Origin of the sequence: Pedobacter sp. UC225_65, from assembly GCF_042698365.1 — a bacterium.
GTDB lineage: Bacteria > Bacteroidota > Bacteroidia > Sphingobacteriales > Sphingobacteriaceae > Pedobacter.
On record NZ_CP170550.1, the window covers coordinates 4,307,026 to 4,330,260 of the forward strand.

A 23,235-nucleotide genomic window follows, 5' to 3' on the forward strand; every position below is an offset into this window, starting at 1 on the left:
AAACTGCTATTTTTTGGAGTAGGCAGGTAACAATTTGTCAGTTTTTTAATGTTGATAAAACCTTACAATAGAGAGACAATCTGTCTTAGGTTGCATTTAAAATGGGTTTAACAAAGCTAAAAACCTATTTGTGTATCATTTACGTAAATGATAAAAGCAGAAACATTTTTGGATAAGCCGCTATTTTTTGTTTATTAGCATCATAAATAACAACCTTATCCACCAAAATGGCGTAATTGTTGATAAAATATAAAAAATCAGGGACCGTATTTATAAAACAAATTTATAGTTTAGAGTCATCTGGTTTACACACATATTATGGAAGCTAAATTTTCTCCACAGGTAAAAGACGTGATTTCTTTCAGCAGGGAAGAGGCCCTGAGGTTAGGACACGATTATATAGGCGCAGAGCATTTGTTGTTGGGCCTTATTCGCGAAGGCGATGGTATGGCGATTAAGATTTTAAAATCATTAGGCGTTGATACCTCAAAGCTTCGCCGTTCAATTGAAGAGGCCGTTCGCGGTACTTCTAGTGTAACCGTTAATCTGGGTAACATCCCATTGACCAAACAGGCAGAAAAGGTGTTAAAGATCACCTATCTTGAAGCTAAGATATTTAAGAGCGATCTGATCGGTACGGAGCATCTGTTATTGTCTATTTTAAGAGATGATGACAACATTGCCTCACAGATCTTATTACAATACAATATTACTTACGAAATCTTTAAACAAGAGGTTGAAGTAAATAAAAATGGTTTTAGAGATGAAGCCCAAGGTGGTGGTACTGCAGGTGGTGGAGATGATGATTTTCAAGAAGAGGAAAGCTTCAGTGCACCAAAAAAAGTATCAGACATTAAATCTAAAACTCCGGTATTGGATAATTTTGGTCGTGACCTAACACGTGCTGCAGAAGAAGGCCGCTTAGACCCTATTGTTGGTCGTGAGAAAGAATCGAACGTGTTTCTCAGATCTTGTCACGTAGAAAAAAGAACAACCCAATTTTAATTGGTGAACCTGGAGTTGGTAAATCTGCCATTGCCGAAGGTTTGGCTTTAAGGATTGTACAACGTAAAGTGTCGAGGGTATTGTTTAACAAACGTGTAGTTACGTTAGATTTGGCTTCTTTGGTTGCAGGTACCAAATACCGTGGCCAATTTGAGGAGCGAATGAAAGCGGTGATGAACGAGTTGGAAAAATCTACGGATGTGATCTTGTTCATTGACGAGATCCATACCATTGTTGGCGCAGGTGGCGCATCTGGTTCATTAGATGCATCGAACATGTTCAAACCTGCATTGGCAAGGGGCGAGATCCAATGTATCGGTGCAACTACTTTAGATGAGTACCGTCAATATATTGAAAAGGATGGTGCTTTGGATCGTCGTTTCCAAAAGGTAATGATTGAGCCAGCTACACCAGATGAGACTGTGGAGATCCTAAACCGTATCAAAGAAAAATATGAAGAACACCATGGTGTAACTTATACAGACGAAGCTATTAACGCTTGTGTGGCTTTAACTTCAAGATACATTACAGACCGTTTCTTACCAGATAAAGCAATTGATGCTTTGGATGAGGCCGGTTCTAGGGTACATTTGACCAATATCCATGTTCCAGAAAATATCATCACTATCGAAAGTAAGATAGAGGATATTAAGATTGAAAAGAACAAAGTGGTGAAAAGCCAGAAATATGAAGAGGCCGCAAAACTACGCGATACTGAGAAAAATCTGTTAGAGGAGTTGGAGCGTGCCAAAGCAGAATGGGAAGCTGAAACCAAAACGAAACGTTACGAAGTTACAGAAGACAATGTAGCCGAAGTAGTTTCAATGATGACAGGTATTCCTTTACAACGTGTTGGACAAACCGATAGTGTTAAACTATTGAACATGTACGAAACTGTTGCAGAGAAGATCGATTGGTCAGGATGATGCGATCAAAAAATTAACCAAAGCGATCCAACGTACCAGAGCTGGATTAAAAGATCCTAAAAAACCAATTGGTTCATTTATTTTCTTAGGTCCAACAGGTGTTGGTAAAACAGAATTGGCAAAAGAACTGGCTCGTTTTATGTTTGACAGTGACGATTCACTGATCCAAATAGACATGAGCGAGTACATGGAGAAATTTGCGGTATCTCGTTTGGTAGGTGCGCCTCCAGGATATGTAGGTTACGAAGAAGGTGGACAATTGACTGAAAAAGTACGCAGAAAACCTTATGCCGTTATCTTATTGGATGAGATCGAAAAAGCGCATCCAGATGTGTTCAATATCTTGTTGCAAGTATTAGATGAAGGACAACTGACTGATAGTTTGGGAAGAAAAGTGGATTTCAGAAATACGATCATCATTATGACTTCTAATATTGGTGCACGCCAATTGAAAGATTTTGGTGCAGGTGTTGGTTTCTCTACTTCGGCAAAAGTTAGCCAAAGTGATGCACATAGCCGTGGTGTAATTGAAAATGCATTGAAACGTGCTTTTGCTCCTGAGTTTTTAAATAGGGTTGATGATGTGGTGGTATTTAACAGTTTAGGTAAAGACGAAATCTTCAAGATGATCGATATTGAATTGAAATCTTTATTCGGTCGTGTACACAACTTAGGATACGAAGTGAAACTGACTGACGTAGCGAAAGATTTCATTGCTGAAAAAGGTTTTGATAGTAATTTTGGTGCTCGTCCTTTAAAACGTGCCATCCAGAAATATTTAGAAGATCCGATTGCTGAGGAAATCCTGAAAGGCGAGATCCATGACGGAGATACTTTAGAAATCGATTACGATAAAGAAAAAGAGGAAATTACCGTGGTGAACAAAAGCAGTGGTAAGAAAAAGAAAAAAGAAGAGGGAGCTTAAGTTTAACGGTGAATAGAAAAGCCCGAAGTACATTTTACTTCGGGCTTTTTTTATACAAAATTTGCTGTAAATCCTATTTCTTTATAGATATGTAAGTATAGGTATTCACATTTATAATTTGATAAGGGCCATTATCTAAATGCTCCTCAATAGCGGTTACCAGATTCAAAGCATTTTTCTTGATCACAAAATCTAAGCTACTACTGCCAGAAAATGACACTTGCCTAGGATTGTTAAGAGATAAGATATCTTTATCAATAAGAGAGCCGGTAAATAACAAAGGATTTTTGGTGTCATCGTATTTTTTGTAATTGGTGTAGGTAGCTGCAGCCTTCGTATCTCCAATACTTGTTAATACATTACCCTTGTCGTCTAACTGATATTCAGAAACAACAGTAGCATTGCCATTCTTTGTAATGATTTCTTTGGTTGCGGTTACTTTATTTGCTGTATAGCTAAAAGTGGTAACTGTTTTGAAATTTTCCTTGCCATCTTTAAAATGCTGTACCTTTTTTTCTTGTAAACGTTCTTGGGCATCGTAAGAGAGTACAAATGTTTTAATACTGCTTACTCCAATATTGATCTCTTGATAACCTGTTGTTTTTCCATTGCTATTGTAGGTAAAGTTATGGAGTACCTGCACTAATTTATTGTCCTGTACCTGTTTTACTTCTTTCAATTGCCATTTATTGGTATAACTGTAGGTTATTGTCTCTGTCCAATCAGCTCCTTTATAATTTTTTTTAGTCAACCGCCAGTCGTTTGTACTTTGTGCCGAAGCAGTTAGGGTACAAATGACTATTAAAAATAAAAATTGTAGGTTTTTCAAAGGCTTATCTTTTAGTTTAGATTTTTGGTAATTAGGCTTAAATATTTAGCAACAGCAACCTTATCGTGTTGATTAATTTTGGCAGCGTTTAAATTGGCAACAACAGTACCTGTCATTAATACAATTTTATATTTTGCCTCTGGTATGATCCAATCATTTACTTGTTGTTTAACATCTTGACTTTGCGTATTTCTAAATCCAAAATGAAGGACTATTTTGCCTGGAATAACTCGATAATCCCAAAAAATGGTATTTGGCGAACCTGAGGGACTTACTACATAAGGGAGTGGCAGAAAACTATAGTTGGTAAGTTCTCCATAAACCATTACAATACCATTACCATTAATAAAATCATCGGTCAATGCCGCCCCACTTCTTTCGAAATATTTAGTGAAGGCTACACTTGATCCATCTCCAGATATAAGCGTAGGCATCAATCCATTGATTTTCCAATCTGTGGTTTTTACTGTAAAAATATCGATCTTAACATTGGCATTTCCCATCGGGCCTTGCGCTCCAATTAAAGCTGTTGGTGTACCCCAATTGCCTGTTGTTTTTGGACCATATAAATTATATGTTGCTTTATCTAAATAATAATCGCCATCTGTACCTAACGTATTTGCTGGGATGCCTGTGCCAGATAAAATACCTTTGCCATTTGCACCATTGGGCCCTTTTAAATTCAGTGCACTTCCCCAGCCAGCAGTTGTTTTAGGGCCATATAAGTTGCCAGTACTGAGGTCGAGATAAAAATCTCCATTTTTGCCTACGGTAGCAGTAGGAGTAGTGCTGCCGCTCAGGATGGTGCTGCCTTCTGGACCAGCAATTCCCTGTATACCTTTTTCACCTTGAGGTCCGGTTTCGCCTTTTTTACAAGCCGAGATCAATGTAATTGCTGTGAGTAGCAATAGCAATGCCTTTAGAATCGTTTTTTTTGTTTTCATGATTTCGTTTATTGATTTAAATTATACGGGATAATTCAATGTGATTAAACCTTCGTCCTAACCCAAATTGAAGGTAGGAGATAGCAAAAAAATGGCTCAAACAAATCGATGAACGTCATTAAAAAAACGATGGAAGGAACTGTGCCTTCCAATCCAAAAGAAAACTAGCTTATTTACTTGTTAGCAGTTGCAACAAGGCTTGGTAATAATTTTCGTAGCTATTTTCAAATGTGTCTAAGAATAAAAATGGTTCAATCAGCTCCAATTCCATTAATAAAAACTTTTGGTCTACAACAGTGCCATCTACACGAGCATATAGACAGCCTTTTGCAAACTGATCAACATATTTTTGGGCATCTTCCAATAGGTTTTGTGGAGGGCTTTGCGGATGGATGGTGCCACCTAATGCATGTTGCACCCTAAAATCGCCAGCTTTTGCCTTTTTTAAAAGCGCATGGCTAAATTTTCCACCAAAAAAAAGAAAAGACCATTCGCCTTCTTCCTCAATTTCTGTTAAAAAAGGTTGGATAATGAAATCTTCTTGTTGCAGTAAAAGATCAAGTTTTGGGTTCACTTCTTCAACATTTACTGCGGTAACTTTAAATGTATTTTTTGAACCTCCACTTACGCAAGGTTTGATGATCAGTTGTTTGCCGTTAAACTTATCCAGATATAACTTTAGGTCTATGTGTGTACCTTGGCCAATAAAAATACTTGGAGTTACTTTTAAACCTGCTTTTTCAATATCATGCAGGTAATGTTTATCGGCATTCCATTTTACCACATCAATTGGGTTAAGGAGTCTGATATTTTTACTTTTCAGTTCGGCCAACCAATTATAGAAATCCTCGATCAAGTCGAAATAATCCCATGGCGATTTTAGAATAGCGAGGTCATAATCTTCCCATCTTACATGGGTATCATTCCAGATAGCCTTTTCAATGTTCAACCCTTTGGTTTTTAAGAAATGCAAAAGCGTATCATCTTCATTTGCGACGGTAGGAGAGGCATAGGCACCTTTATCGTGATAGGTTACAAGGGCAATATTCATGGCTTTTTGTCGCCTAAAATAAGGATAATTTCCATGACGATTAAATTATAATGCAAACGTTTGATATCTGTTTTATAATTTTTAACAATACCGCGGTTATGAGGTTCAAATTATGAACTGAATATTAATTTTTTGTTTTATTACAGAGTTTTGACTGCTTTTTTAAGTTTTTGATTTCCGATTTGGCCTGCATTTCTCCAGTTGTCACAGATTTTTAATTTAATCTTAAGTTAATTTTCTCCCTGTTGCAAAAATCAAACGTTTGCGCTGTGTTTCTCTATCGTAATCACCTGTAAAGTACTTAGTTTGGATTTATTATCTATCATCTGTAAAGTTTCTGATACAGCTTGAAGATGATGATCTAGCCAGATAATTAATTACCAAGTAAAAACTTTAAACCTAAATGAAAAGAATGATACCAAACAAAGCAAAACATTATTGCAATGTGGGTAAGGTCTTACTGCTTGCAACTGCATTGCAGCTTACCGCCAACAGCAAATTGATGGCATTTAACAAAAATGTATCTTTTAGTAAAACTGCGAATAGCTTACAGAAAGCTATCATCAAAGGAAAGGTTACGGATCAACAAGGATTGCCGATACCCGGTGTTTCTGTTGTAGTAAAGGGGACAAAAAATGGAGTGATAACAGATGCGAATGGTAATTATACCATCAATGTAGAAAAGGCAGATGTACTCGTTTTTTCATTCACAGGTTATACAACTAAAGAAATCATCGTAAACACACAAACTACCATCGATATTGTGTTGGCAGATAATGCCACCAATTTGGGTGAAGTTGTAATTGTAGGTTATTCGAGTAAAAAACAAAGTGAGATTTCTAGTTCGATTTCTGTTGTTAGTGGCGACAAATTAAGAGATGTTACTTCTAATGAAGTAAGTAGTTTATTACAGGGTAGGGCACCAGGAGTGGTTGTTTCTACAGCTTCTGGTTCTCCAACCAGTGGTTCTAACATTGTAATTCGTGGTGCAGGTTCAATCAATGCCAGTACAGATCCTTAATTGTGGTAGATGGCAATATTGGTGGTAACTATAATCCTTCGGATGTAGAAACCATTACCGTTTTAAAAGATGCCGCTGCAACAGGCCTGTATGGGTCGAGAGCGGCAAATGGGGTAATTATCATTACTACCAAACAAGGTAAGGCCGGAAAAGCCGTTGTAAATTTCAGTACTACTGTTGGTTACAGCGAAGCCTCTACAGGTAATTTTAAATTGATGGATTCTCAGGAACTATACGATTACCAAAGCAAATTCTACACAGGTTTGACCCCAGAACGCTTAAACAACAATACCAATTGGTGGGACCTAGCTTTTAGAAGAGGTTTGGTCAATACCCATACCTTATCTGCTTCTGGTGGTACGGATAAGTCTACTTTCTACCTTTCTGGAAACTATTACAAAGAAGAAGGTACATTGATCGACAATGATAAAACAGGTTATAATCTTCGTGGTAATTTTACCCAAAAATTATCAGACAAATTTAAGGTATCTGCTTTTTTGAACGGGATTTTTATAAGAGATGACTACAATGCAGGTGGAACTTTATATGATGCTTATGTGAACATGCCTTTTGATCCCGCCTATAATGCAGATGGTACCCCTGTTGATGCCAGATATGGAACTTGGTATGGTCGCGACCGCGACAATTTCTTACATACGTTACAATACAATACATCTAGGGCAAAAAGTTTTAATGTAAGTGCCGATGTGAATTTGGATTATAACATTCTCAAAAACCTGACCTTATCATCTTATAACAGAGCCAGATTGGTAAACTACCGTAGCGACAGTTTTAACGATAAAAGAACAAAATCTGGTGCAACCAACAATGGTACAGCTTATGCCTCAACTTCCTATAGCAATACTTTGTTAACCTCTAACCGTTTAAGATATAGCAATACTTTTGGTAAACATACTTTAGCGATTTTGGCGGTTGGAGAAATTGAGCAAGGCTATTCAGAATCATTAAATGCCAACGTAAAAAATCTGCCAGCTGGCAGAGATGCCTTTAGTACGGCAACGGATATCGTAACCAATCCGTCGGGAGGTAATGATACGTATCAATTCAGTAAATATTTAGGTCAAGTTGATTACAGTTACAATAATAAATATTTTGCTGTAGCCTCTTATGTAAGTGAGTATTCTTCGAGGTTTGGTAGCAATAAACCAAATGGTAACTTTTATCAGTTGGGCGCTTCGTGGATTGCAAGTAATGAAGATTTCTTGAAAGACAATAAAACCATTACCTTTTTAAAATTACGTAGCAGTTACGGAACTACAGGTAATGCTTACGGTATTGGTTACTATGCAGCATTAGGTCTGTATTCTATCTCTTCTGGCGCAAGTTATGCTGGTTTGCCAGGTGCCGCACCAAGTCAAAAAGCCAATCCAGACTTGACTTGGGAAAAATCAAAATCTGCAAATATAGGGGTAGACATTACCTTGTTTAAAAGAGTTGACTTAAGTATTGATGCTTACCATAAAGAAGCGGCTTCCTTATTGTTCTTTAGACCTTTACCGGCAACAACGGGTTACAGTGGTGTTTATGAGAATGTAGGAAACGTAAGAAACAGAGGGATTGAGTTTAACTTGACGACCAAGAATTTTGTAGGTGCATTTAAATGGGAAACCAACTTGAACATGGCCTTTAACAGAAACAAGGTTTTAGAGGTGAACCAAGGACGATCAGAGGTAAGTACCGGAGCTAGACAACCTATTGCTGTTGGCCATAATATGGACGAATGGTTTATGCCAGTATGGTCTGGTGTTGATCCAGCTACAGGCTCACCGCTATGGGAAAATAGAGTGAAAGATGCTGATGGAAAAGAATTTTTGACCTATACCAGCAATTATAATGCAGCAAGTAGATTGTACACTGGTAAATCATCAGCACCGAAATTTACGGGTGGTTTAACCAATGATTTCGAATACAAAAACTTTACCCTTTCTACCTTTTTCAACTTTGTATATGGCAATTATGTATACAACGATAGCCGTTTCTTTTTCGACAGTGATGGATTATACGAAAGTTATAACCAGATGCAATTGGCCAAAGGCTGGAGCAGATGGGAAAAACCAGGTGATCTGGCTACACACCCTAAACCTATCCATGGTAGAGCCGATAACTCTAATGCAACTTCGACAAGATATTTAGAGGATGGAAGTTATATCCGTTTACGTAACGTAACCCTAGGTTACAATCTGCCATCAGCTTGGCTAAGCAGAGCTAAAATTAGCAGGGCGAGGATTTTTGTGAGCGGTGATAACTTATGGACGTTGACCAAGTTTAGTGGTACGGATCCAGAGGTTGAGTTGGGCAACGGAGAATCTTCTATCAAATATCCAATCAGTAAAAAGTTGTTAGTTGGTGTAAACATCACGTTGTAATATCAGAAACGGTCGTTTAAATGGCCATTTATTTAAAAATTAAGCATTTTTTGTCATGAAAATAAAATATTTAAAAGTGTTGTTACTTACTGCTTTAGTGACCATAGGTAGTACCGCATGTAAGAAAACATTCAACCCATCAACTGCAATTGATGAAAATTCTGCCTTAACAAGTGAGGCCGATATCGAAACAGCTACTATTGGAACTTACGCCCTTTTTAAAGCGGAGGCTTATGTAAGAAGTGGTTATTTTTTCACAGAATATCCAACAGATGAGATTGCCCAAGGCCAGAACTCATCAGATGATCTGAGTAATATCTATAAATATACCCCGATCAAAACCTCAGGACATGCAGCCAATTTTTGGTCAAGCGCCTATAAATCGATCAGTGCGGCAAATAGGGTTATAGAGGCTATAAATGATAATGCAAGCGCTCCACTTAGACAATTAAAAGGAGAAAACTTGTACATCAGAGGGATGCTTCATTTTAACCTGGTCCGTATTTTTGGTAGACCTTATTCGCAAAATCCAAGTAGCAACCTTGGTGTGCCTATCCTGAAAGATGGATTAACAGAAGATCAGAAACTAACCTTGGCCAGAAGTAATGTTAAGGAAGTTTATGATGCTGTTGTTGCCGATCTATTGAAAGCCAGCGACCTGATGACCCAATCCAAAACCAACTCATTTGCTTCAAAGGAAGTAGCTTATGCTTTATTGTCGCGTGTATACCTGTACATGGAAAACAATGAAAAGGCCATTGAGTATGCAGATAAAGTAATCAATTCTGGACGTTATAGCTTATTGTCTTCTGGCGAATACCCAACTTATTTTAGAGGAGTACCAGATGGAAATAAAGAAACCATTTTCTGTATCAGACACATCAAAACAGAAGACCGAGGTTTCTCTTCTATTGGCTCGATGTATTTTAGTGGCGACGCCAGTGGTAACCCTTTAAATCAGGCGGCCAGTGGTTGGGGAGAGATCTATGCTTCTAAAAAACTTTACGATGCACTGAGTGCAAATCCTCAAGATCTAAGGTTAAAGTTTATCAGTCCATTGATAGAAAATGGAGTAGTGAAACTGAACAACAAGATTACACCTAACGTACCGATGTATTATATCAATAAATATAGCTTACAAGAAGGTATTGTTAACTTGAGCTCGCCTGTGTATATCCGTTTGGCAGAGATGTACCTGAATAGGGCAGAAGCCAATGCAAAACTTGGTGCTGGCAAAGAACAATTGGCTTTAGATGATGTAAACAGAATCAGAACTAGAGCTGGGATCCCAACATTGACATTAGCTGGCTTGGCCACGAGTGGTAAAACTGTTTTGGATGCAGTATTGGATGAGCGTTGGTACGAACTTTCTTTCGAAGGGCACCGTGCCTATGATCTATTCCGTAACAATAGGGCATTGACCAGAAACTATCCTGGTACAGGAACCTCTACCAATCAGGTGGTACAGCCAGGCGATAGCAAGATCATTGCCTTTATCCCGCAGAATGAAATAGACAAGAATAAAAACTTGGTACAAAATCCATAACAACCTACAGTTGATCAAATAAAATTATATAGATGAAAAAAATAAAATACTTACTATTCGCAAGCACATTAATGTTTGTGATGGCCTGTGATAAAGCTGATTCGGTTATTTTTAAAGATGAATCTACAGCTTTGACCGTTTCTAAAAAGGACTGGACGATTACAGCTTCCAGTTTTTCTGCAGACGAAGCACCAAATGGCACGCCCGATAAATTGATCGATAATGACTCGAAAACCTATTGGCACACTGATTATTCTGTGGTAACCCCATATCCACATTGGGTACTGATCGACATGAAGAAAGAAGTGAAGATGATTTCGGTTGGTGTAACCAATAGGTATGCTGCTACACCCAATGCCGTGGGGATGAAAAAGTTCAAGTTGGAAGGCAGTACCGATGGTACCACATTTACCAGTTTGGGCGAATTCAATTTTGCAATCTCTAACGATCTGCAAAACTTTCCGGTTTCATCGGCAAAAGGTTACCGTTATCTCAAACTAACAGCTTTAGAACCTCAAAGAGCGGGTACCAACCATACTTTTTTGGGCGAAATTGATGTTTTTGGCGTAAAATAACACTAGGCTAACTGCCTTGACGTCAATTTGATGTTGGGGCAGTTGATTTTAAATACATTTAACCTATCTAAATCTACCTATGAAAAATATAATCAACAAGTTGATGTTCGCCCTGTTGCTGAGTTTTGTGTTGTTGGCTTGTAAAAAGACAGAAACGACCGAGACACCGGTTACACCTACACCAGTATCTCCAAAAACTACCTATACCTACAATACTGCAGATGGCTTTGGTAGTGATCGGATGCATAACCTGAACATTGTTTATTTTGTACCAAAAGACCTAGACACGGTAGCGGGTTATAAAAAACGTTTGAGCGAGATTTTGTTAATGGGACAGAAGTTCTATAAAGAAGAAATGACCCGATTGGGTTATACTGATAAAACTTTTGGATTGTGGGTAAATGCTAACAAAAGAGTAAAGATCATTACCATCTTCGGTACCAAAACAAAAAGCGAATACCCTAGAGAGGGTGGGGCGGGTGCCATTGCGGCAGAGATTAATGCTTATTTTGCCGCAAACCCAAATGATCAAACGAGTGTACATACTTTAATCCTGTTGCCACCCTATGGTTACAATGCCGATGGTACACCAATCGATGGTCCATTTTATGGTACGGGTAAATGGTGTTATGCCATGGATTATGAAGGCCTTGAACCCAAATATATCGGCACCAGTAAGTTTACTAAATGGTATGGAGGGATGATGCACGAATTGGGCCATGGTTTAAACCTACCACACAATTGTTTAAAAATGACAGAAAAGACAAGTTTAGGAACGGCTCTTATGGGTGCAGGCAACTACACCCTGAGCCTTTCTAAAACAAGTTTAACCGCAACGGATGCAGCGATATTAAATGCCAACCAAGTATTTAACATCGATGATAAAACCTATTATGGTGTAGTAACGGCAACAATAAGTACGATCAGCGCCAGTTATGATGCAACCAAGTCAACAATTGTTATTTCAGGTAAATACACCACCAATGGCAAGGTAAATAGTATCGTTTATTACAATGACCCTAACGTCAACAACGAAGGCCTTGGTGTAAATAAAGACTATAATGCGGTTACCTGGGAGTCGAAACCATTCGGTGCTAACGAATTTAAGATAGAAATACCTTTGGCAGATTTGGAGTTTAAAGGCAATACTGAATACGAACTGAGACTTGGGCTAGTCCATGAAAATGGCACTATTAAGAGTTTTAGCTATCTATATCAATTTGTAAATAACCTTCCAGTTTTGGAATTTGGTACCCGTAACGAATTGAGTAAGCAAGGTTGGTCTATCAGTGCTTTCAGTTCTGAAGAGACCTCTGGCGAGGGTGCAACTGATGGACGTGCTGTCAAACTGATTGATGGCGACCTGAACAGCTATTGGCATTCTAAATGGACAGGTACTGCTGCAAGCTATCCGCATTACGTAACCATCGACATGGGCAGTTCCAAATCAATAGCGGGTATCTCTATTGCACAAAGAAGTAGCTTATCTCGTTCTGTTAAGGATTTTGAGATTTTGATCAGCACCGATGGCCAAAATTTCAGTTCTGCTGGTAATTATACATTGGTCAATAGTGCTTCGATTCAATATTTTAACTTACCAGCTCAACAGACAATCAGGTATTTTAAGATTGTTGCCAAATCTGCCCATGATGGAGACAAGTTCGCCGCACTTGCAGAAGTTGGTGCCTATTAAGATCACATTCCTTCTTTTACTTTTAATAATGAGCTTGGCCCCTTTTTGGGGTCAGGCTTTTTTTAGAATAAGCTCGTCTGGGCACTAGGGATTTTGAACAAGGTACGGTCCAGTTCTATTTCTTCTACATTGAGTCCATTTAGCCTACAATGCAGTTTAAAGGTATTTCTGATCAGTTCTGCAAAATTACCCTCACCACGCATTCTGGTGCCAAACCTGCTGTCGTTTACATTTCCATTATGGCAACTTTGGATCATATGCCATACTTTATCAAATCGATCTGGAAAGTTTTTACGCAGCCAGTCTTCAAATATCTTGTTGATGGAACCATTTAACCGCACTACCGTATAACCAGCGCATTTGGCCCCATTATTGGCACTTGCTTTTAAAATTGCGGGCAGTTCGTGGTTGTTTAACCCCGGGATCATTGGGGCAACCATTACGCCTGTTGGTAGATTGACCTTGCTCAATTCTTCAATGATCTTCAACCGTTGTTTTGCAGTGGTTGTTCTGGGCTCCAATTTTAAACGTAATTTTTCATCCAGGCTGGTAATGGATACATAGACCATGGCCAGCTTAAGTTTGGCCATTTCCTCTAAGATATCAAGATCTCTAAGGATCAGCGCATTTTTGGTCGATCATGGCAATGGGCTGTTTATAGGCCAATGCAATTTCCAACAACTGTCTGGTCAGTTTAAATTTTCTTTCGGCAGGTTGGTAGCAGTCTGTATTACCAGATAAGGAAATGGGGTAGGCATCCCAACCTTTTCTTTCCAGAAATTTTTTGAACAGTTCTGGTGCATCTTTTTTAACGATGATTTTTCGCTCAAAATCCAATCCTGCACTAAAACCCCAATACTCATGCGAATTACGGGCATAACAATAAATACAACCATGCTCGCATCCCTGATAGGGATTGAGGGAATAACCCATCCTTACATCTGGACTATCTACCTTGTTGACCACTGTTTTTGATTTGCCGATAATGAAAGTTGTTTTTTCATTCGGTTCTTCCCAATCATCTATACCTTCTATATGCTCCTTTGCCAAAGCATTTTTTAGGAATTTATTGGCGGTGTTCAACTGGGCACCACGTCCGTTGATGTAATTGTTTGGGTTTTCTTCTGCCGTACTCATAACCTAAAATTACTAAAAATATTAGCAATTTTAAGCCCGACTTTTCAACATTAGGACTTATTTTTTCGTTTTTACAGGAGGGGTATAATCCATAGGTACCATATCGCCCACTTTTTCATAGGCCCAGTAACCCTGATACAAGAGGCTTCTTGGGTCAAAGATGCCACCATTGGCATAAAAATAGGCTTTGGGCTGTAGCTTATAAATTACGGATATCTGGTACTCTGGCATATCCATAGGTCTAGTCTGTCTGTGGCCAGAAAAAGCGAAGCCCCCAGGCTCCATCTCATTTTTATAGATAATGTATAAGGCATCCTGATAGTTCATCATCTTGATGTCCTTGTTAAATACTTTTACTAAGGTATCTACCAAAACATCGGCCCTAATGAGCGTATTCATCACTTTAGACTCACTTCTTTGTCTTAACCAATAAGATAATGAATCAGAACCATTAAACGTAAGTGTCCTGATCAGCCCATTGTTACCAGCGGTTAGCCTTTTCACATTGGCGTTGATCACACTATCGGGTTTTCTATTGGGATTGGGGATTTCTACTAATTTATTGATCACAAAACCTTCCTCTTTCACCCTGTTTTCGTATAATGATTTAAAAAAATGTTGTGTTGATCGATTATAGGCAACCTCTCGCGCCTTAGCCCATTTTTTTTGCTTGCTATTGCTACCTTTCAATTCTTCAAAAAACGGTTGTCCTTCATAATAAAAAATCCTTGACTTATAGTTGTATTCAAAATTATCGACTAGATATTTTACCCGGTAACCCAGCGCTTTGTTTTCTATGACCAGAAATTCAAGACTTTTACCACTCAGCACACTGGTTTCTCTATCATAGTTGAAGATCGACTCTTGAGGGTTCAATAAGGTACAAGATTGAGAGTTGGCAGATAGTCCGATAAAAAGTTCTTTGAACAATTGCAGATAGCCTGCTCTTTTTGGGTCTGGTTTAACTACGATTTCGTTCAATGTGGTAGTACTTTCTTGTAACAATACATCGAGGTCTACAGATTTATCCGACAGGATGATATTCTTTTTATAAGATACATAACCAATCATTTGGATCAGGATGTCGTAATTGCCAGGGGCCAGATTTGGCAGCGAAAACTTGCCGTCGTTATTGGAAACTGTTGTCATTTTGTAACCAGCTACATACACAACTGCACCTGGTAGTGCACCAGTTTTATCTTTAATGGTACCATTAATATGGTAAGTATTTTGTGCCGATGCAACGATACTGGTAGAAACGAAAATAAGTAAGGTAAGGAAAAGCTGCTTGATCATTGAAATTGTAGTTTTGTGATAAAGGAAGTTATTTGCCAAATATAAGCTATGGGGAGTAATCTATTGGTATTAATCTCCGATTTTTTCGTAGATAAAATAATCTTGGTAAAGTACGTTGCTGCTGCCATTAACATAGCAAAGAATCTTTGGCACTAGTTTGTTGATGATTGACCTATATCATCCCTAACCATGCCGTTAATAGCAAACGAAGCTAAGCTGATACCCAATAAAAGTACAAAATTTACAATTAGCTCCTTTAGCATCCGACTAATATAACTAATTAGTTAGTTTTTTAAAAATAAAATTATCGGTTATTGTTCAATCCGATCAAACGTTTTTGCGTATATTTAATTGTCTCTATTATACCTTTTTATGAAAAACACTTTAACATGCATTATTATTGACGATGATGACTTGGACAGGATGGCTGTTGAAGTAGAGGTGAGAGCACATCAGCAAATAAAAGTATTGGGGAGTTTCAGCAATCCCATTGAAGCTTTGGATTTCATCAAGATTCAAAGACCAGATATCTTGTTCTTGGATATAGATATGCCAGAATTGAATGGATTGGATTTCATCAAATCGATTACAGCATTAGATACCATCAATATTATTATTTCTTCCCATCCAGAATATGCCTTGCAGGGTTTCCAGTTAAAGGTGTTCGATTTTATTTTGAAACCATTGGAGAGTGCGCGTTTTGAGAGCACCATTAAACGGGTATTAGATTTTACGCAGTTAAAAGACAAGGCAGAGGCTTATGATGTGCTTTTTGAAAATGAGAAAATCATCTTTAAGGAAGGGCACCAGATGGTAACCTTAAATTCGAATGAGATACTGTATCTGGAAGCCTATGGCGACTATACAAAAATAGTGACCGACAAAAAGGAGCATTTAACATTAGCAACACTATCTAATTTTTTAGAGTCTTTGCCCATTGGAAAATTTATGCGGGATCCATAGAAGCTACGTAGTGGCCACCAACAAAATAGACAGCTTTGGCACCAAACAGGTCAGGATTGGGTTAAATACCTTGCCTATCGGGAAAACCTATCTTAAAGAAGCAAAACAAGTATTTAAGTAATGAAACCTATCAAAACGCTCTTCATCATTCTTTTGACCACATGGTCTACCCTTTGTTTTGCACAACAGGACAAACATCTTCAACTACTTAACGAGAAAAGAAAAGCCTGTGAAACCATTATGGCTTCTTTTAATGGTAAAACTGAGACTATCGATCTGTTGATCAAAGAAGGGGAAGCAGGTTTGAAAATTGTGAATCCCAAAGAGTACAACTATAAGATTTTATTTAGTAGTGCTGTGGGAACAGGGTATTATTACAAACAGAATTTTAAATTGGCCAAGCAATATTTTGAAATGGCAAATGAAGCTGCGGTACAGGGTAACATGATTGCCAAAAGTGCCAAGGCATTGGGCAATCTGATTTCTATTTACCATTATGTAGGGATGCAGGGAAAGGCAGATTCAGCTGCCCAAAGGCTAAAACAGATTGTAGAAACGACCGATACCCTGAAAAATAAAACAGATATCTATTTTAACTTGGGGATGTACAACCAGCAACAAAAGTTTTATTATGGTATCGCACTGAGCAATTTCTTGAAAAGCGTTGAGCTTCATAAACCTATCGTAGATACGACTAAAATTTTAAAGCTCAAATTAGATTACGGGTCGAAACTAATGATGGTAGCCGAAATCTATCTATATCTGAAACAGCCCAATAAAGCCTTAGAATATTTGAACGAGTCTAAACCTTATCTAAATTCATCCATTGTTGTTGATGTAGCTGCTTATGGTAAATTTATAAGAAGTTATGCCTTGCTGAACAACAAAACAGAAGCACTTCGATATTATAACCTTTTACATAAAGTTGTTGGCGATAAACCAGGCAGATGGTCCGAATTGGTTTCGTCAAGCTTAGAAATGGGGCTTTTGGCCCTTAAAGACAAAGATTTTAAATTGGCTAAATCTTATATAGATAAAGCAGATAAACAATCAAAAATAGATAATAATGAAGTTTTAACCTGTGGGGTTAATCAGGCTTATGGCGATTACTACAAAGCCATTGATAACAAATCTTTAGCCATTAAGTATTATAAAATGGCAGAACACGGCTCTGCCTTATATAACAAAGAACAATATTCTGATCTGTTAAAAGCACTTACCCAATTAGAAATGGCATCGGGTAATGATAAGGTAGCTGCCGATTATTTTAGTAGATACGTTACGTTATCAGACTCGCTGAGCCAAAGAAAAATATCATTGAATTTGGCAGAAATGGAAGCTAAATTCCAAAATGAATCCAAACAGCGTGAAATAGGGGCACTAAACAAAGAAAATGAAGCAAAAAATCTCCAACTCAAACAGGAACGAAATACAAGATGGTTGTTAATTGGAGGTGCGGTTTTATTGTTCATCGCATTGCTGTCCATTTACCTCAATTTTAGGAACAAACAAAAGGCAAATCTATTGTTAGACAAAAAGAACAAACAACTAGATCAGTTGAATGAGCAATTGACTGGTGCCAACCAAACCAAAGCTAAATTGTTCAGTATCATATCACATGACTTACGCAGCCCAGTTAGTCAATTGTTTACTTTCTTAAAACTACAACAGGCCAATCCAAACTATTTAACGGAAGAAGAGAAGGTACAGCACCAGAAAAAATTGATGCAATCTTCTTCAAGTTTACTGGCCACCATGGAAGATTTGCTGTTATGGTCGAAAAGCCAGATGGAAAATTTTGAGCTCGATATTGATACCATTGCCATAGATCAGCTATTTGAAGAAGCAACCCTGTTGATGCAAAACCAGGCAGAGGCTAAAAGATTGACGATCAGCACGGGCAATATAGCTTTGACAAATCTGCAAAGTGACCAAAATCTACTGATCATTGTGTTAAGAAATCTACTTCAAAATGCCATCAATCATGCTTATACAGATACTAATATTTATCTGAACGCTGCGATAAATGAAGATGGAAAATCTTATCTATCCATTTTAAACCAAGGTGAAGTGATTCCATTGGAGAAAATAAACGAGTTGACCACAGACCATAATGTAAGCAGTAAATCTTCTGGTTATGGTTTATTGATCGTTAGAGAATTGCTAGCCAAACTTAATGCCTCGTTACAGATCAAAAGTGATGAGAATGGCACCCAGATGATGGTAGTTTTCTTGGGCTGATTGTTGTTTACCCTTCCATTCGACGATTAATTCAGCTATTTGATAGAATCAGTATTGTCTATTTTTTGTACTTAAACCTAGTTTTAAGTATAACATAACAACATGGACATACTTTATCATAAGCTAGCGCCAAAAACATTTTTTTTAAAGTTTCTTTTGCTGCTCCTTGTACTATCTTCTTGTCAAAGCGAAGAACCTGTTCAACCAATCGAGTATTTTTCTGCAATAATTGATGGTCAGCCTTGGCAAGCTGTTCCATCTCAAAACCTCAAAAAATACAATGTCAGCTATAAGGTGCTTAGCCACCAGCTCTCCATTGTTGCGCAAGGAAAAGATGGCGCTAGAATGGAGGTTTCCTTTCATCATGCTGGTGCTTTAAAGATTGGCAATTATCCCTCTACGATCAGTGATGAAGGTATCCAAAGTGGAATATTCTATGCGCCCAAAGAAAGAAACGCTGGCACAGAAATGTCAAGTGTAACTTATGATATACCTGTGCAGGAAAATACAGTACAAATTACCAAATTAGACAAAACGGACCAAAAGGCTTATGTAATTGAAGGGAAGTTCTCTTCGTTGCTCTATGCATTACATCAAAAAAATCCCAAAAGAACAAGTCGACTAACCGCTGGTAGATTTAGGGTAATCTATTATCCAGATGCCTATAATCCTACATTCTAACTCGTTTTTCCTTCACCGATCATTTGTAGCCGTTCATCGATTTTAAAAAGACTAGGCTTAAGATAGATCTTACCTTCATTTAAACATAAAGCCTAACCTCATTAATAAATACAATCATGAAAAGAACATTATCCCTAATCTTAATTCTATCTTTCACCATTTTATGTAGCTGCAATTCAAACAATGGTAAGGATGCCACCGCTTCAAAAGGCCAAAATGGAAATACGGAAAGTAACGACCTCTATTTCAATTATAGTATTGATGGCAAAGAAATCAATGTAGATACTACTGATATTTTAACCTCATATAACGAGTTCGGTGCTACCGATAGAGAATTTAAAATCTTTGCAGGGAAAGACGGGGAGACGAGTCTGATATTGACCATTGTCTCCGACATGTCTAAACCTTCCAGTACACCAAACGGAACTCCAAATGCAGCCGAGAAATTGGTGCAAGGAAGTGTATCCCTACAGAATTATCCTACAAAGGGTTTTACGTTTAACAGTTACGATTATTTACTGAACCCCAAGCCAGCCGTAATACCAGATGCAATTGTGATCACCAAGAGTGAAAAGGTTGGAGAAGTTGCGCGGATTTTGACCGGAACAATCAATGTAACGGTAAGAGGGGGCGAGAATAAACAGAATGACCCTCATATCAAAGACTATGTAATCAAAGGGAAGTTTAGAATCAAACACGAATTTAAAGGACTTAAGTTTTAACTAACATATTCAGGTCTTATGAAAACAAAATTATACTTGGTGCTGATCACAATCGGTATTGTGATCAGTTCATGTAAAAAAAGTAAAGACCCAGAACCAGAACTCAGCCAAACACCTGTTGTTTATATCGCAGGTTATGAAATTGACGCTGCTGGAAAAAGAACTGGTAAATATTGGAAAGATGGGGTAGCGACTTTCATTGAAGATGCTAGTAAAAATATAGATGTTAGAGCAATTGCTGTGGTTGGGAATGATATTTATATTGGAGGAACAGAGGTCCTAACTTCTGGAAATACCATAGTTAAATATTGGAAAAATGGTACACCTGTAAATCTTACTACTGGAACTACATTTGAAGGGGTAACCGGTATTGCCATTGCCGGAAATGATGTTTATGTAGTAGGTTATGAGTATAGTGCCAGCACTTATAAGTACACTGCAAAATATTGGAAGAACGGAGTAGGCACCAGATTAACAGATGGAGTATTTGATGCTCGAGCTACCGCCATAGCCATTTCTGGAAATGATGTCTACATTACTGGCTACGAAAAAAATATAGCCAAATATTGGAAAAATGGAGTTGCCGTAAACTTGACCAATACCACACAAAATGCTACTGCTGATGCCATTGCGATTGCTGGTTCAGATATTTACATTGCTGGGTTTGCCTATAATGCGGCACTCGATAAAAGTGGTGCTGCTTATTGGAAAAATGGAAGTCTGGTTTCACTAGATATCGTCAAACCAGATTTAGCAAGCACAAGTGCAAAGGGAATAGCAATTATTGGTAATGACGTGCATCTGGTTGGTGGCTTATACAATAGCAGCTTATCGATGAACACAGCCAGATATTGGAAAAATAATACATCAACAGATCTGGGCAATGGCATACAATACTCTTCTGCAAATGGTATTGCTGTTTCAGGCAATGATGTATATGTAGCAGGTTCTGAAGTAAATGCAAGTGGGAAAACTGTGGCCAAATACTGGAAAAATGGCACTGGGATAAATATTAGCGATGGCACAAAAAATACCGTAGCCATTGCAATTACAGTAAAATAACCAGCTTTATCGACAATTATCAATCAAGATTTACCTATAAAACTAAAACCATGAAAAAACTGATATTCGCATTGATTGCAATGAGTATAACATTCAATGCCTGCAAAAAGGACAGCATAGAAGAACCTGTCAAAAAAGAGCCAGCCCATCAAAACCTATTGATCAAAAGAGTAGATAACGATGGTCTTGTTTTTAACTATACCTATGATGCTAGCAATAGGTTGATCAATTATACCAGAACTGCTAATGCATCTAATCCTTCACAAAATTTCACCTTTACCTACAATAGCAATGGTACGGTAGCAGAAATGATCAATAACAACAGCTCAAAAACTACTATTTCTTATAATGCCGACGGAACAATCAGCAAAAAATTAGAATACAATGGAACTGGAGCCTCTGCAACCTTGGTCAACACTTTTCTGTATAGTTATGCAGCTGGTGTAATTACAGAGAACTATATTTTTGCACCAACAGGCGGTGGCTGGCGGAATTTATATACTTATGATCTGAAAGGAAATTTGATAGAGGTAAAATCGTATACAACAACTTCAAGCGATCCAATAGGTACCTTTTCTGGTACCATTACCTATAAAAACTACGATGATAAACCCTATCATGCAAGTTCTATACCTGCAGCATTCTTCTTTCCGAACCTGTCTATTAATAATGTTGGCACAGTTGGTTATAGCTGGGGCAATATACCTTATACTTATGAGTACAATGAAGATGGCTATCCTACCAAAAAAAGCGATGGCACGAATACTTCAACATTTGAGTATAAAAGATTATAAGTCTTACTGTTGGTCGACCTCTATCAATCATTACGTATCGTTCATCGATAATCACCATGATTGGCTTACCAAGAGAATTATATTCACTTATTAAAAATTAGCTCATGAAAACAATATTCAAACTTCAAAAATTTTCAGCTCTTTTTCTTTTTGTCAGCTGTTTGATCGGCGTTACCAATTTGTATGCACAGAAGATAGATGTAAAGGAAAAAGCCAAAACAGCAGCCACTAATAAAGCAGACAGAAAGGTGGATGAAACCATTGACAAAGGCTTGGATAAATTAGAAAAAGGTATTGGCGGTCTCTTTAAGAAAAAAGATAAAGCAACAGAAACTACAGATAAGGCTCAAAATAAAAAGACTAAAGATGCAGAGGTTAATGGACAAGATGAACCTTCTTTTTCTACCTATAACAAATTTGACTTCGTACCTGGCGACAAGATTTTGGCGTTTGACGACTTTAAGCAAGATGCCCTTGGAGACCTGCCCGCTAAATGGAACAGTACAGGTGGAGCAGAAATTGTAAAGGTAAATGGCACTGATTTTAATTGGGTACAACTGAGTGGGGCTGATGCATTTTTCTCTCCTCAATATACGGCCAAGATGCCTGATAACTGCACTGTAGATTTTGATATGGTGGTAACTTTTAATCCAGAATCAAATTGGTACCAAAGGTTTTATATAGAGATACTTTCTTCGGCAAAATTAGCTGCGGCGTCAGAAAAGGCATATATGCCATCAAATAGTGGCATTTCTTTCGAAATGGCTCCCAAAGATAGAGCAATCAATGCAAGGAGTTACCTCAAAGGAGAAACACTGACCGAATCAGCTGGCCAATTTGCAAAATTGAATGCCAAAAAACCAATCCACGTTTCGATGGTAAGGCAGCAGCAACGTGTGAAGATCTATTTTGATGAGAAAAAGGTATTTGACCTTCCACAGGCATTGGCCGTTGAGCCAAACTATTACCTACGCTTTGGGACTTTTGTACAAGACGAAGGCGATTCTGAAACCACTAAAATGTACATCAGCAATTTGCGCTATGCCATAGGCAAACCAGATATGCGCAACAAATTGTTGACCGAAGGCAAATTGGTAACCCGTGGCATTTTATTCGATTCTGGACCTGCGGTAATTAAACCTCAATCTGCAGGTGTATTAAAAGAAATTGCTGCGGTTTTAAACGATAATCCCCAGTTAAAGGTAAAGATTGTTGGCCATACCGATAGTGATGGAGACAATGCTAAAAACCTACAATTGTCTGAACAAAGGGCAATGGCCATTAAAACAGCTTTGGTGAAAGATTTTAATGTAAATGAAGATCACTTAACAGCGGAGGGAAAAGGAGAAACCCAACCTAGCGATGTAAATACAACCGCTGTAGGAAAGGCCAATAATAGAAGGGTAGAGTTTATCAAACTATAGTTTATTATCGAAT

Annotated in this window: 19 protein-coding genes and 1 pseudogene; 14 read left to right on the plus strand and 6 right to left on the minus strand. The window is 37.9% G+C overall.

All coding sequences use genetic code 11. From position 1 onward, the window contains the following. Nucleotides 1-318 precede the first annotated feature (318 nt). Nucleotides 319-2,856, plus strand: a pseudogene (locus tag ACFJIZ_RS22680) (ATP-dependent Clp protease ATP-binding subunit). Between the two features lie 73 nt (nt 2,857-2,929). On the opposite strand, the gene ACFJIZ_RS22685 reads toward ACFJIZ_RS22680, so the two are convergent. From ACFJIZ_RS22685 to ACFJIZ_RS22695, 3 genes are all read right to left on the minus strand, one after another. Continuing rightward, nucleotides 2,930-3,685, minus strand: a complete 756-nt coding sequence (locus ACFJIZ_RS22685; RefSeq protein ID WP_379089443.1) for a hypothetical protein — start codon at nt 3,683-3,685, stop codon at nt 2,930-2,932. Nucleotides 3,686-3,696: 11 nt separating this feature from the next. Then, on the minus strand, nt 3,697-4,629 hold the full coding sequence (locus ACFJIZ_RS22690; RefSeq protein ID WP_379089445.1) for a hypothetical protein: 933 nt from the start codon (nt 4,627-4,629) through the stop codon (nt 3,697-3,699). A gap of 169 nt (nt 4,630-4,798) precedes the next feature. After that, a complete protein-coding gene (locus ACFJIZ_RS22695) occupies nt 4,799-5,680 on the minus strand; it encodes a RimK family alpha-L-glutamate ligase (RefSeq protein WP_379089447.1) in 882 nt (293 codons plus the stop codon). A 403-nt stretch (nt 5,681-6,083) separates the two neighbouring features. Here ACFJIZ_RS22695 and ACFJIZ_RS22700 point away from each other — a divergent pair, with 403 nt between their 5' ends. The 5 genes from ACFJIZ_RS22700 to ACFJIZ_RS22720 all read left to right on the plus strand — a co-directional run bounded on the left by ACFJIZ_RS22700 (nt 6,084) and on the right by ACFJIZ_RS22720 (nt 12,902). After that, a complete protein-coding gene (locus tag ACFJIZ_RS22700) occupies nt 6,084-6,701 on the plus strand; it encodes a carboxypeptidase-like regulatory domain-containing protein (RefSeq protein WP_379089449.1) in 618 nt (205 codons plus the stop codon). Nucleotides 6,702-6,703: 2 nt separating this feature from the next. Further along, complete coding sequence (locus ACFJIZ_RS22705) at nt 6,704-9,088, plus strand: SusC/RagA family TonB-linked outer membrane protein (RefSeq protein WP_379089451.1); 2,385 nt, start codon at nt 6,704-6,706, stop codon at nt 9,086-9,088. A 55-nt stretch (nt 9,089-9,143) separates the two neighbouring features. Beyond that, entirely contained in the window at nt 9,144-10,634 is a 1,491-nt protein-coding gene (locus ACFJIZ_RS22710) for a RagB/SusD family nutrient uptake outer membrane protein (protein WP_379089453.1), read from the plus strand. 32 nt (nt 10,635-10,666) lie between these two features. Then, complete coding sequence (locus ACFJIZ_RS22715) at nt 10,667-11,209, plus strand: discoidin domain-containing protein (protein ID WP_379089455.1); 543 nt, start codon at nt 10,667-10,669, stop codon at nt 11,207-11,209. A gap of 79 nt (nt 11,210-11,288) precedes the next feature. Continuing rightward, nucleotides 11,289-12,902 (plus strand): discoidin domain-containing protein, encoded by a 1,614-nt coding sequence (locus ACFJIZ_RS22720; RefSeq protein ID WP_379089457.1) that lies wholly within the window; start codon nt 11,289-11,291, stop codon nt 12,900-12,902. A 62-nt stretch (nt 12,903-12,964) separates the two neighbouring features. Here the strand turns inward: ACFJIZ_RS22720 and ACFJIZ_RS22725 are convergent, their stop codons facing one another. From ACFJIZ_RS22725 to ACFJIZ_RS22735, 3 genes are read right to left on the minus strand one after another with little or no spacing between them, the layout of a single operon-like run. Beyond that, the gene (locus ACFJIZ_RS22725) at nt 12,965-13,492 is read right to left on the minus strand and encodes a radical SAM protein (RefSeq protein WP_379089459.1); all 528 of its coding nucleotides are present in this window, start codon (nt 13,490-13,492) and stop codon (nt 12,965-12,967) included. Nucleotides 13,493-13,514: 22 nt separating this feature from the next. Further along, complete coding sequence (locus ACFJIZ_RS22730; RefSeq protein WP_379089461.1) at nt 13,515-14,039, minus strand: hypothetical protein; 525 nt, start codon at nt 14,037-14,039, stop codon at nt 13,515-13,517. 57 nt (nt 14,040-14,096) lie between these two features. Beyond that, a complete protein-coding gene (locus ACFJIZ_RS22735) occupies nt 14,097-15,335 on the minus strand; it encodes a carboxypeptidase-like regulatory domain-containing protein (protein ID WP_379089463.1) in 1,239 nt (412 codons plus the stop codon). A 372-nt stretch (nt 15,336-15,707) separates the two neighbouring features. Here ACFJIZ_RS22735 and ACFJIZ_RS22740 point away from each other — a divergent pair, with 372 nt between their 5' ends. From ACFJIZ_RS22740 to ACFJIZ_RS22775, 8 genes are all read left to right on the plus strand, one after another. Beyond that, complete coding sequence (locus ACFJIZ_RS22740) at nt 15,708-16,298, plus strand: LytR/AlgR family response regulator transcription factor (RefSeq protein WP_379089465.1); 591 nt, start codon at nt 15,708-15,710, stop codon at nt 16,296-16,298. Nucleotides 16,299-16,308: 10 nt separating this feature from the next. After that, nucleotides 16,309-16,419: a hypothetical protein gene (locus ACFJIZ_RS22745; RefSeq protein WP_379094189.1), complete on the plus strand. Its 111-nt coding sequence runs from the start codon at nt 16,309-16,311 to the stop codon at nt 16,417-16,419. Further along, a complete protein-coding gene (locus ACFJIZ_RS22750; RefSeq protein ID WP_379089467.1) occupies nt 16,419-18,539 on the plus strand; it encodes an ATP-binding protein in 2,121 nt (706 codons plus the stop codon). The genes ACFJIZ_RS22745 and ACFJIZ_RS22750 overlap by 1 nt, the downstream gene beginning before the upstream one ends. A gap of 102 nt (nt 18,540-18,641) precedes the next feature. Next, the gene (locus ACFJIZ_RS22755; RefSeq protein WP_379089469.1) at nt 18,642-19,220 is read left to right on the plus strand and encodes a hypothetical protein; all 579 of its coding nucleotides are present in this window, start codon (nt 18,642-18,644) and stop codon (nt 19,218-19,220) included. A 116-nt stretch (nt 19,221-19,336) separates the two neighbouring features. Next, nucleotides 19,337-19,942 (plus strand): hypothetical protein, encoded by a 606-nt coding sequence (locus ACFJIZ_RS22760; RefSeq protein ID WP_379089471.1) that lies wholly within the window; start codon nt 19,337-19,339, stop codon nt 19,940-19,942. 18 nt (nt 19,943-19,960) lie between these two features. Continuing rightward, a complete protein-coding gene (locus ACFJIZ_RS22765) occupies nt 19,961-21,004 on the plus strand; it encodes a hypothetical protein (protein WP_379089474.1) in 1,044 nt (347 codons plus the stop codon). A gap of 50 nt (nt 21,005-21,054) precedes the next feature. Continuing rightward, entirely contained in the window at nt 21,055-21,798 is a 744-nt protein-coding gene (locus ACFJIZ_RS22770) for a hypothetical protein (RefSeq protein ID WP_379089476.1), read from the plus strand. A 104-nt stretch (nt 21,799-21,902) separates the two neighbouring features. Next, a complete protein-coding gene (locus ACFJIZ_RS22775) occupies nt 21,903-23,222 on the plus strand; it encodes an OmpA family protein (protein ID WP_379089478.1) in 1,320 nt (439 codons plus the stop codon). The last annotated feature ends 13 nt before the right edge of the window (nt 23,223-23,235 follow it).